The organism is Streptomyces sp. NPDC002896 (assembly GCF_040295225.1).
GTDB lineage: Bacteria > Actinomycetota > Actinomycetes > Streptomycetales > Streptomycetaceae > Streptomyces.
In genome coordinates, this window is sequence record NZ_JBEOVA010000021.1 from 141,647 (window position 1) to 151,710 (window position 10,064).

12 protein-coding genes and 1 pseudogene are annotated in these 10,064 nt (G+C 70.0%); 5 read left to right on the plus strand and 8 right to left on the minus strand.

Translation table 11 applies throughout. The features are described 5' to 3' along the window. Window positions 1-148: 148 nt before the first annotated feature. From ABT009_RS31940 to ABT009_RS31950, 3 genes are read right to left on the minus strand one after another with little or no spacing between them, the layout of a single operon-like run. On the minus strand, window positions 149-931 hold the full coding sequence (locus ABT009_RS31940; RefSeq protein ID WP_351302782.1) for an enoyl-CoA hydratase/isomerase family protein: 783 nt from the start codon (window positions 929-931) through the stop codon (window positions 149-151). Beyond that, window positions 928-1,377 carry a Zn-ribbon domain-containing OB-fold protein gene (locus ABT009_RS31945; protein WP_351302785.1) on the minus strand — a complete coding sequence of 150 codons (450 nt, stop codon included), beginning with the start codon at window positions 1,375-1,377 and terminating at the stop codon, window positions 928-930. Before ABT009_RS31945 ends, ABT009_RS31940 begins: the two co-directional genes overlap by 4 nt. 1 nt (window position 1,378) lies before the next feature. After that, a complete protein-coding gene (locus tag ABT009_RS31950; RefSeq protein ID WP_351302788.1) occupies window positions 1,379-2,530 on the minus strand; it encodes a lipid-transfer protein in 1,152 nt (383 codons plus the stop codon). Window positions 2,531-2,631: 101 nt separating this feature from the next. On the opposite strand from ABT009_RS31950, the gene ABT009_RS31955 reads away from it, so the two are divergent. Then, on the plus strand, window positions 2,632-4,272 hold the full coding sequence (locus ABT009_RS31955) for a FadD3 family acyl-CoA ligase (protein WP_351302790.1): 1,641 nt from the start codon (window positions 2,632-2,634) through the stop codon (window positions 4,270-4,272). Here ABT009_RS31955 and ABT009_RS31960 read toward each other — a convergent pair. Continuing rightward, complete coding sequence (locus tag ABT009_RS31960; RefSeq protein WP_351302792.1) at window positions 4,269-5,093, minus strand: NAD(P)H-binding protein; 825 nt, start codon at window positions 5,091-5,093, stop codon at window positions 4,269-4,271. The genes ABT009_RS31955 and ABT009_RS31960 overlap by 4 nt on opposite strands. Before the next feature lie 70 nt (window positions 5,094-5,163). On the opposite strand from ABT009_RS31960, the gene ABT009_RS31965 reads away from it, so the two are divergent. Beyond that, entirely contained in the window at window positions 5,164-5,601 is a 438-nt protein-coding gene (locus ABT009_RS31965; RefSeq protein ID WP_351302794.1) for a winged helix-turn-helix transcriptional regulator, read from the plus strand. Between the two features lie 12 nt (window positions 5,602-5,613). Here the strand turns inward: ABT009_RS31965 and ABT009_RS31970 are convergent, their stop codons facing one another. From ABT009_RS31970 to ABT009_RS31985, 4 genes are all read right to left on the minus strand, one after another. Continuing rightward, complete coding sequence (locus ABT009_RS31970) at window positions 5,614-6,597, minus strand: hypothetical protein (protein WP_351302797.1); 984 nt, start codon at window positions 6,595-6,597, stop codon at window positions 5,614-5,616. A gap of 204 nt (window positions 6,598-6,801) precedes the next feature. Beyond that, on the minus strand, window positions 6,802-7,179 hold the full coding sequence (locus tag ABT009_RS31975) for a VOC family protein (RefSeq protein ID WP_351302800.1): 378 nt from the start codon (window positions 7,177-7,179) through the stop codon (window positions 6,802-6,804). Window positions 7,180-7,227: 48 nt separating this feature from the next. Then, window positions 7,228-7,428 (minus strand): DUF397 domain-containing protein, encoded by a 201-nt coding sequence (locus ABT009_RS31980; protein WP_351302802.1) that lies wholly within the window; start codon window positions 7,426-7,428, stop codon window positions 7,228-7,230. Then, window positions 7,409-8,260 carry a helix-turn-helix domain-containing protein gene (locus ABT009_RS31985; RefSeq protein WP_351302805.1) on the minus strand — a complete coding sequence of 284 codons (852 nt, stop codon included), beginning with the start codon at window positions 8,258-8,260 and terminating at the stop codon, window positions 7,409-7,411. The genes ABT009_RS31980 and ABT009_RS31985 overlap by 20 nt, the downstream gene beginning before the upstream one ends. A gap of 116 nt (window positions 8,261-8,376) precedes the next feature. On the opposite strand from ABT009_RS31985, the gene ABT009_RS31990 reads away from it, so the two are divergent. The 3 genes and pseudogenes from ABT009_RS31990 to ABT009_RS32000 all read left to right on the plus strand — a co-directional run. Next, complete coding sequence (locus ABT009_RS31990; protein WP_351302808.1) at window positions 8,377-8,622, plus strand: hypothetical protein; 246 nt, start codon at window positions 8,377-8,379, stop codon at window positions 8,620-8,622. A gap of 5 nt (window positions 8,623-8,627) precedes the next feature. After that, window positions 8,628-8,989: pseudogene (locus ABT009_RS31995) on the plus strand (ATP-binding protein). A 326-nt stretch (window positions 8,990-9,315) separates the two neighbouring features. Then, window positions 9,316-10,064: IS5 family transposase (locus ABT009_RS32000; RefSeq protein WP_351302811.1), on the plus strand; the 749-nt coding region annotated here is incomplete at its 3' end.

A 10,064-nucleotide genomic window follows, 5' to 3' on the forward strand; every position in this document is an offset into this window, starting at 1 on the left:
ACGCTACGCCCCGTGCGCGAGCCGCGCCATACGGCAACATCCCAGCCCAGGACGCCCGGGACCACTGCGCGGGTACCCGCGAAGGCGTGCGTGAACCGCCGGCCCAGGTCCGCCGACGCCCGCCGATCCCGTGACGGCGCCGCGAGGCCTAGCGGATGTGGTGGCCGGACCCGGGACCCGAGCGGCGGTCGGCGAACAGTTCCGCCTGCCGCTCGGGCGGCAGACTGCCGAGCGCGAGGAGGTGCGGCGCCTGCGCGAACGCGTGGGCTCGCGCCGCCTCCTTGGCCGCCCACACGGCACGCACCGTGCCCTGCACGGCCTCGGTCGGATACGAGGCGATCACCCGGGCACAGTCGAGGGCGGCGGCCAACGCCTCACCCGGCGCGGTCACTTCCGACACCAGCCCCGTCTCGTACGCACGGCGCGCCGAGATCCGTTCGGCCGTGCCCATCAGCGCCATCCTCGCGACCTCCCCGACCGGCATGCGCTGCGCCATGAGGATCGGCTCGTACGCGCTGACCATGCCGTACGTCGTGTGCGGATCGAAGAACGTCGCCGTCTCGTCCGCGACCACGAACTCGGACTCACCGAGCAGATAGAACGCGCCGCCGCAGGCCATGCCATTGACAGCGGCGACGACGGGCTTCCAGAGGTCGTTCGCCTTCGGCCCGACGTTGAGGAGCGGGTCGTCGGTCGAGTACGGCGACGCGGGCTGCGGGACCTCGGCGGAGCGGTCGATACCGCTGCAGAAGGCCCTGGTTCCGGCGCCGGTGACGACGATCGCACGTACAGCGTCGTCGAACCGGAACTCGCGCCAGGCAGCCGCCAGTCGACCGGCCGTCTCGAGGTCGATGGCGTTGTGCCGGTCGGGGCGGTCGAGGGTGACGACGGCCACCCCCGTCTCCGTGTGCACCTCGGTAAGGACGCTCACGGCCGCTCCAGCACCCAGCGCGGCACCGCCACACCGCCGACGTGTGCGAACACGACCTGCACCTTCGCGCCGATCCGCAGCCGCTCGGGCGGGACCGAGTTGAGCGGGGCGTCCGGCCCGCTGACGAGATTGCCGGCCAGCCGTATGCGCGGGGCGTCGGCCAGCTCGACGAGGACCGCGTTGTACGGGGCCAGCTCGGCGTAGGCCGGGAGCAGTGGCGGATGGGGGACGACGTACGACCAGATACGCCCCCGCCCGCTCATCCTGACCCACTCGCTGTCGAACGACTGGCAGTGTGGGCAGCAGGGGCGCGGCGGGAAGCGCAGCTCGCCGCAGCCGGGGCGGGCGCAGGCCTGGATGCGGAGCTCGCCTCGCGATGCGTACTCCCAGAAGGGGGCGCCGTCGTCGTCGGCGATGGGCGAGAGCAGGGTGTCGGACCGGGTCATCTCAACTCCTCAGCAGCAGAGCCGACGTGGGGACTCCCTCGCCCGCCGTGACCAGGCAGGTGGCGGCGTCCGGGACCTGGGCGGTGCTGGTGCCGCGCAGTTGCTTGACGCCTTCGTTGATGAGGTTGAAGCCGTGGACGTAGGCCTCGCTCAGCCCGCCGCCCCCGGTGTTGATGGGGAGCCGCCCGCCGATCTCGAGAGAGCCTCCCTCGGTGAACGCGCCGCCTTCGCCGCGGCCGCAGAAGCCGTAGCCCTCGAGGGAGAGCGGTATGAGTGGGGTGAATGCGTCGTAGATCTGCGCGACGTCGACATCTTCCGGCCCGAAGTCGGCCTGTTTCCACAGATGTCGGGCTGCAGTCCAGGCGGGCCCGGACAGCGGGTCGTCGTTCCAGTAGTTGACCATGCCGTGGTGCTGGGACGGCAGGCCCTGGGCGACCGAGTGGACGTACACGGGCTTCCGGCGGCAGTCGCGGGCGCGTTCGGCGGAGACGATGACGCAGGCCAGCGCGCCGTCGGTCTCCAGGCAGTTGTCGAAGAGGCAGAGGGGCTCGCTGATCCAGCGGGCGGTCATGTACATCTCGCGGGTCAGCGGCCGCTCGTACATGATCGCCGCCGGGTTCTGGTTCGCCCGGTTGCGGCAGGCGAGGGCGACGTTGAAGAGGTGGTCGCGGGTCGCGCCGTACTCGTGCATGTAGCGGCGGGCGAGCATCGCGATCTCGTCGGCGGGCCGGAGCAGCCCGAAGGGCCGGGTCCACTGTGCGGGGGTCGGCAGCTGGACGGTGGTGTTCTTCCACGGTCGGGGTCCCGAGCCCCGCTTACGGGACCGCCAGGCGACACCGACGCTCGCCTGCCCTGTGGCGACGGCGGCGGCGAGGTGCGCGACGGTGGCGCACGATCCACCGCCCCCGTACCCCACCTTGCTGAAGAAGGTGACGTCGCCGGCCCCGATGGCCTTGGCTATCTCGACCTCGTCGGTCTCCTCCATGGTGTAGGAGGCGAAGGCGTCGACCTCGGAGGGTGCGATCCCGGCGTCGTCGAGAGCGGCGAGGATGGCGCGGCAGGCGAGGGTCTTCTCCGGTTCGGGGAGTCGTTTGGCGAACGGGGTCTGGCCTATCCCGACTATCGCTGTAGCGTCCTTGAGGCTTGCCGCCACCTGCCACCTCCACCGTGGGACACGGATGCTGACAGGGCGTCAGAGTACAGCTAATCTGACGGTCAGTCAGCTATGCCGTGTGGCCTTGTGGGAGGCGTGCGATGCGCGGGGACCTGGAGTGGGGGAGCATCCCGGGGCTGGTACGGGCGGCGGCCGAGCGGTACGGGGACCGGGAGGCGGTCGTCGAGGGCCGCACCCGGATCTCGTACGCGGAACTGGGCGAGCGCGTCGAACGGGCGGCTGCGGCGTGCATCGCGAACGGGGTGCGGGCCGGGGACCGGGTGGGGGTGTGGGCCCCGAACACCCTGGACTGGATCGTCTCGGCGCTGGGCGCGGTGACGGCGGGGGCGGTCCTCGTACCGCTGAATACGCGCTTCAAGGGCGCGGAGACGGCGTACGTACTGGAACGGACCCGCGCGAAGCTGCTGTTCGTGACGGGGACGTTCCTCGGTACGTCGTATGTGGCGTCGCTGCGGAGGGCGGCGGGCGAGGGGGCCGAGGGGATGGCGGGGGCCGAGGGGGAGGCGGGCCCGCTCCCCGGCCTGCCGCACCTGGAGCAGGTGGTGGTGCTGTCGGACGACGCACCGGCGGACTTCCGTACGTGGAAGGACTTCCTCGCGGACGGGGACGGGGTGGGCGACGCCGAGGTCCGGACCCGGGCGGAGGCGATCACGGGAGGCTCTCTCTCGGACATCATCTTCACGTCGGGCACGACCGGCCGCCCCAAGGGTGCGGTGATCACCCACGCCCAGACGCTCCGCGGCTACGAGGTGTGGAGCGACCTGGCGGGCCTGCGCGAGGGCGACCGCTATCTGATCGTGAACCCCTTCTTCCACACCTTCGGCTACAAGGCGGGCATCGTGGCCTGCCTGATGCGGGGCGCGACGATGGTCCCGCAGCCGGTCTTCAACGTGGACACGGTGCTGGCGAACATCGCGGCGGAACGCATCTCGGTGCTGCCGGGCCCGCCGACCCTGCACCAGTCGCTACTGGACCACCCGGCCCGGGACGCATACGACCTCTCGGCCCTGCGGCTCGTGGTGACGGGCGCGGCGGTGGTGCCGCTGCAGCTGGTGGAGCGGCTGAGGGGTGAGCTGCACGTCGACACGGTGCTCACGGCGTACGGCCTGTCGGAGGCGAGCGGCATCGTGACGATGTGCCGGCGGGGGGACGCGGCGGAGGTGATCGCCTCCACGTCCGGCCGGGCGATCCGCGGCACGGAGGTACGGGTCGTGGGACCGACGGGCGATGCGTTGCCCCCCGGCACCCCCGGAGAGGTACTGGTCCGCGGCTTCAACGTCATGCATGGCTACTTCGAGGACCCGGCCTCCACCGCTGAGGTGCTGACCCCGGACGGCTGGCTGTACACGGGCGACGTGGGCGTCCTGGACGAGGCCGGCAACCTGCGCATCACGGACCGCATCAAGGACATGTTCATCGTCGGCGGCTTCAACGCGTACCCCGCGGAGATAGAGCAGCTGCTCGGCCTGCACCCGGACGTCGCGGACGTGGCGGTCATCGGCGTCCCGGACCCCCGCCTGGGGGAGGTCGGCAAGGCGTACGTGGTGCGGCGACCCGGCGCGACCACGCTGACGGCGGACGACCTGATCGCCTGGTCGCGCCGCGAGATGGCGAACTACAAAGTGCCGAGGTCGGTGGAGTTCGTGGGGGAGCTGCCGCGGAACGCGAGCGGGAAGGTGGTGAAGGGGGAGTTGCGGGGGCGCGGTTGGCAGCGGTGCTAAGCGGGGCGCGTCGCGGAGACTGTGTTGGTGTACACGTCCAGCGCGGACCGGGGCTCCCGGCCCAGCAGCGTTCGCAACGCGTTGCTCTCGATGCCCGTGCCGTCCAGGAACCCTGCCGCGATCGCCGAGTACGTCCCCACCAGCATCGGCACTTGGTAGGGCAGGGCTTCACCGGCCGCGATAATCGATTCTCGGGTCCGGGCGAGCGAGCCGGGTTCGTACGAGCCGCCGACCGCGGCCGCCAGCTCGGCGCCACCCAGGGGCTGTTCGCCGACGAGCTCGTATACGCGGCCCGCGTGCTGCCGCGGTGCGGTTACCACGCGGGCCGCCACCTCCGCGAGATCCGCGCGGGCAACGGCGGCCAGGCGTCCCGTGCCCAAAGGCGCGGTGATCGCCCCGTCAGGGCCTGGGGCGGCGATGGCGGCGAGGAACTCGGCGTACAGGCCGTTGCGCAGGACGGTCCACTCCAAGGAGCTCTGCCCGAGCCTGCGTTCGGTCCAGCGATGGGCGAGTGCATACGCCAAGTGGTCGCCATCACCGCTGAGACTGGTGTAGACGACGTGCCGTACGCCCGTCTTCTCGGCCGCTGACACGGCTGCGTCATGGCGGGCGATGACGACATCGTCCTCGCCGTACCCGGCGGAGATCAGCAGCAGCGTGTCCACGCCGCTGAGGTCGAACGATGCCGGATCGTCGAAGTCGACGCGCCGCTCGGCGGCCGAGCGGGGCGTGCGGGTGCCGAGCACGACGTCGTCGCGCGCTGCCAGTTCCTCGGCGACGAGCTGCCCGAGTGCGCCGGTGGCACCGGTGACCAGGATCATGGGAAGTCCCTCCTGAGCGATGTGGTTCCATCCTCAGCAGCGGAGCCCGACCGCATAAGGAGGCACTTTCATGTCAGCAGGGCACATCGCGGTAACCACCCCAGGGGCGGCCGAACCCGTGATCACCTGTGACACGCCGCAGGACGAGTGCGGCGTCAGAGACGTGCTGGACCGGCTGGGCGACAAGTGGTCCGTCTACGTCGTGGTCGAACTCACTTCCGGCGTACGCCGCTTCAAGGAGCTCCAACGAGCCATCCCCGGCAACATCTCGCAGCGCATGCTCACCCTCACCGTCCGGCGCCTGGAACGCGACGGCCTGGTGAAGCGGACGGTGCATCCCACCATCCCGCCCCAGGTCGAATACGAACTGACGGAGATGGGCCGCAGCCTCACCCACCTCGTCAAAGCCCTCGCGGACTGGTCGATCGCGCACCGCGAGGCCATCGCCGCGGCACGCGAGGCGTGGGACGCCTCCGGCGGCAGTGTGGCGGCCCCGAGCCGTCAGTGAGGGGGTGGGTGTTCAGACCGTCTGCTCGCTGCCCGCCGGGGTGTACCGGCTGCGGAGCCGGGCGAGGGTGTCACGGATCTCCTCCAGCATGTGGGTGGGCCGGTGGAAGACGTCCGCAGCGGTATAGCGGAGGAGTGTGCGGACCTTGGCGCACTGGAGGATCTGGTTGAAGCGGGCGACGTCACGGCGGTGGGACTCGCGGGTGCCGTGGTAGGCGTAGCCCTCGATCTCGACGGCCAGGCCCTCGGCTCGGAAAAGGAAGTCCAGGAAGCAGCGCCGGCCGTCACGGGTGAGGAGTTCGGCTTGGCTCTCGGGGCGGAGGCCGACGTCGTGCATGCGCAGGCGCGCGATCGTCTCGGCCGGTGAGCCGGCGCGCGGGTCGCACAGCCGTAGCCAGGTGCGGGCTCTCGCCGCCCCCTGGAAAGACGCTTCGAGTGCGGCGGCGATCGAGTCGGGGCTGGTGAGCGGGGCGCGACGGACGTCTCCGACTCTGCGGTAGGCAAGAGCCGAGTCCACGGCGACGAGCGCGTCGTCCCTGGGGCCCGCCCGCAGCAGGTCGGCCAGTGTGCGCACCGCGCCCGTGGCCCGTAGGCCTTGCCGCTCCGTCACCTCCTCCGCGCTGAGGGGGATGCGGTGCACGCGTACGCCCTTGCCCTCACGGCGGAGGGTGAGTTCGGGGTCGATGAACTCAAGCGGCGCCTCGACGGTCGGTGCGAGGGTCTCGATCCGCCAGAGCGCGGCTGCCGAACGGTGACTCACGACGAGCTGCGGCTTGAGGAGCTGTGCGGCCCGGAGCCTTGTGAGGAAGTCCGGGTTCCGCCTCGGCTCGACCCAGATACCGTTCTGGAGCTGGGTCCAGCCCTCCGCACGGAGAGCCCGCGTGAGGCTCCGCGGGGGCCAGCTGGCGGCGAGGGCGCGCGAGGTGAGGAGGACGCCTGCCTCGGCCAGCTCCTGCAACGCCTTCCGCTCCACCTCGGCCAAGATCGCAGAGGCCACGGACTCCCGCGCGCCCTGTGGATAACCTCGCCTACTCTGCGAGGCGGCCTCTCCGCGAGGCGGCTTGGAGTTGGCAGATTTGGGCCAGTCGGGGGTGCCTTGGGACGGGGATTGGAGGGCGTGGGCTGGCCCAAAACTGCCAATTGCTGTTCTGGGGGCCGGGGTGCAGGTCATGCCCGCTTGAGGGGGTCTGTACGTCGCCGATCAGCCGGCCGCCCGCTCGGCCGCACTGCGCTCCACGCAGAACTCATTGCCCTCGAGGTCGGCGAGTGTGGCCCACCCTGTCCCGTCGGGACGTCGGTGATCGCCGACGAGCGTGGCGCCGAGGGCGAGGAGCCGCTCGACCTCCTCGTCCCGTGAGCGGTCCTGCGGCTGCAGGTCCAGGTGTACGCGGTTCTTCACGCTCTTGGGCTCGGGCACGCTGATGAACAGCAGCCCGACTCCCTTGGCGGTGACCAGCGCCTCCGGGTCACCGGGGTTGTCGTCCTCCGCGAGGGAACCCTCCAGCACCTCGGCCCAGAAGCTCGCGAGGCGGTAGGCGTCGGCACAGTCGAAAGTCACGTGACGCACGAGAGAAGCCATGGCTTCACTATCGCCTCGGGCGCGGTCCGTGTCGAAGGGGTTTCAAGCTCAGCCCTTCACCCCTGCCACGAAGGCCGTCCAGGCAGCGGCTCCGAACAGCAGGACGGGGCCGTCCTGGACCTTGGAGTCCCGGACGGGGACGACGTCGGGGAGGCCGTCGGCGACCTCGACGCACTCGCCACCTGTGCCGTTGCTGTAGCTGCTCTTACGCCAGGGCGCGGAGCTCAAGTCAATGTCGGTACTTGCCATTTCGAAAGTCCTCTGCCGCAGCCTCGATCATGGCAAGGGACGCCTCAGGCGGCAGTGCGGCGGCCCTGAGCAGATCGTACGACTGCCGGTACTGCTTCACGAGCGCCGGATAGTCGATGACTTGCCCGCTGTGCAGACTCTCGGTGTACACCACAGGAGGAGCGTCTGCGAAGGTCATGATCCTGGTCATGCCCATCATGAACGGATGGGCCGCGGCGGTTTCCGGAACGATCTGCAGAATGGAGCGGGTGGTCTTGACCACCTCTGCGATGTGCTCCAGCAGTTCGGCCATCCCGGCGTCCGCGAGGACCCGGCGGTGGAGCAGCGACTCGTCCAGGATCGCCCAGAATGCTGGGGTCTCCTCGGCGTCGAAGAGCTCTGCCCGCGTCATGCGAGCCTCCACCTTCTTCTCGACCTCTTCGTCCGAGGCCCGTGGCATGGCGGCCCGTACGATTGCGCCTGCATACGTGGCCGTCTGTAGGAGCCCGGGGACGATCAACGGTGCCCAGTCCTCAATCGTCTCGGCATGCCGCTCCATTTCCACCACGTCCGCGAAGTACTCGGCGTGCCCCGACTGCCGCGCCCTGCGTGCGTCTTCACAGCGGCGCTCGAAAAAGCCGTCCGTCCCCAGCTTCTGGTCGACGTGCTTGGCCAGGTCCCGCGGCATACGCCGCTCGCCACGCTCGATCTGACTCAGAAAGGGGAAGCCGCGGAAGCTTCCCCCCGCCAGTTGTTCGAGCGTGAGCCCCGCGAGTTCCCTCTTGAAGCGCAACTCGGCGCCGTAGAAGGAAGGAACATTCGCCGACGCGTCCGGGTCTTTACGGGAGGGCACAACTCACCACCGCCTTTTGCCAGTTGCGATGCGCAACGCGAACCCCTTTCACGGTACGCAACGCCGCGTCACTGTGTGAGTGATTCGTCACAGAACGCAAGGAAGGCGCCAGCCCCATGAAGCCGAGTCCCGACCATCACGCACCCGACAGCTCCGCCACATCCGACGATGTAGCCCGCTGCGTGGACGAACTGCGCGACGCCCTCGCCGTACACGGCATCACGCTTCCGTCCCTCCGCGTCGACCTGCCGTCCTTCGCGGGTACGTATCTGCCTCCGGCGGGGCTGGTCGCGCTCGGCAACTGCAACACCGCCACAGCCCTACAGCTCACGGCCGCCCTCCGTAAGGCGGCGGCGCGGTGAACGCCATCTGCCTGGAGGTCGACCTGCTTGCCCTTCCCAAGGCCGTGCCTGAGCTGCGTCGGAGCGTGCGCGAGTACGTGGGCGCTCCCTGCGCCGACGTTCAGCTTTGCGTCACCGAGTTGGTGGGCAACGTCATCAGGCACCTGGGGGAGGGGACGCCCGTGCGCGTACGCGTGGAGTGCGGCGGGGGGCGAACCCGCGTCGAGGTCACCGATCCTGACCCGTGCGCCCGCCCGTCCTCGTGCGCGCCGCGGCTGGCGACGAGGCGGGGCGTGGCCTGGCCCTGCTCGATGCGGTGGCGCTGCGGTGGGGTGTGGAGCAGGACGTGGCGGGCAAGACGGTGTGGTGCGAGGTGGGGGAGGCGTAGTGCGGACGGTTCGCTGAACGGCAACGGGGGCCAAGCGGATCCAAGCGGATGGCTTAGAAGCCGTTGCTCTATCGATCGAGGTGAGTATTGGTTCGAGTGTGGCGACTCGGTGGGGTGATCTTCGCTCGGGACGTGCATGAGGGTAGGGCCTCCTGTCCAGCTCGGGATTGCTGAAGTCCCTTCGAGCGTCAGGAGGCCCTGTGCCGCAGTCTTCCGTGCAACTGTCGGGCGAGTCCAACTCGGTTGCTCTGTCGTGTGATTGTCTCGCGCACCGGTTCGGGAACGCCGGGGATCGGCCGTCCAGGCGGCCGAGGTATCCGTCGGACATGACCGACGTCGAGTGGGCCGCAGTCCGGGACTTGCTGCCCGTGCCGGGGTGGCTGGAGGGCAGGGGTGGCCGGCCGGAGGGCTATTGCCACCGGCAGATGGTCGACGCGGTCCGGTACCTGGTCGCAGGCGGTATCACATGGCGGGCGATGCCCGCGGATTTCCCCGCGTGGGACCGGGTCTACGCGTTCTGGCGGCGCTGGCGCGATAAGGGCTGGGTCCGTGAACTGCACGATCGGCTGCGTGACCGTCTCCGCGTGGTGGCCGGCCGGGATCCGGAGCCCACCGCGGGGATCGTCGACGCGCAGTCGGTGAAAGCGGCTGCGTCGGTGCCGGCCGCGACGCGGGGTTTCGACGGCGGGAAGAAGGTGAACGGGCGCAAGCGGCACATCGTGGTGGACACGCTCGGGCTGCTGTTGGCCGTTTCGGTCACAGCGGCGTCGGTGACCGACAGGGACGCGGGCCGGGATCTGCTGGCCCGGCTGTGCGAGCGGCACTGGCGGATCACGCGGGTATGGGCCGACGGCGGCTACACCGGGCAGCTGGTCGACTTCGCCCGCAGCCTCCTGCGGATCGCGCTGACAGTGGTCAAACGCAGCGAGAATCTCTCGGGGTTCACGGTGCTGCCCAAGAGGTGGCTGGTGGAGCGCACATTCGCGTGGCTGATGCGCTCACGGCGCCTGGCCCGCGATTACGAGGCACGCACCGACAGCGCCGAGGCGATGATCCTGTGGTCGATGAGCATGGT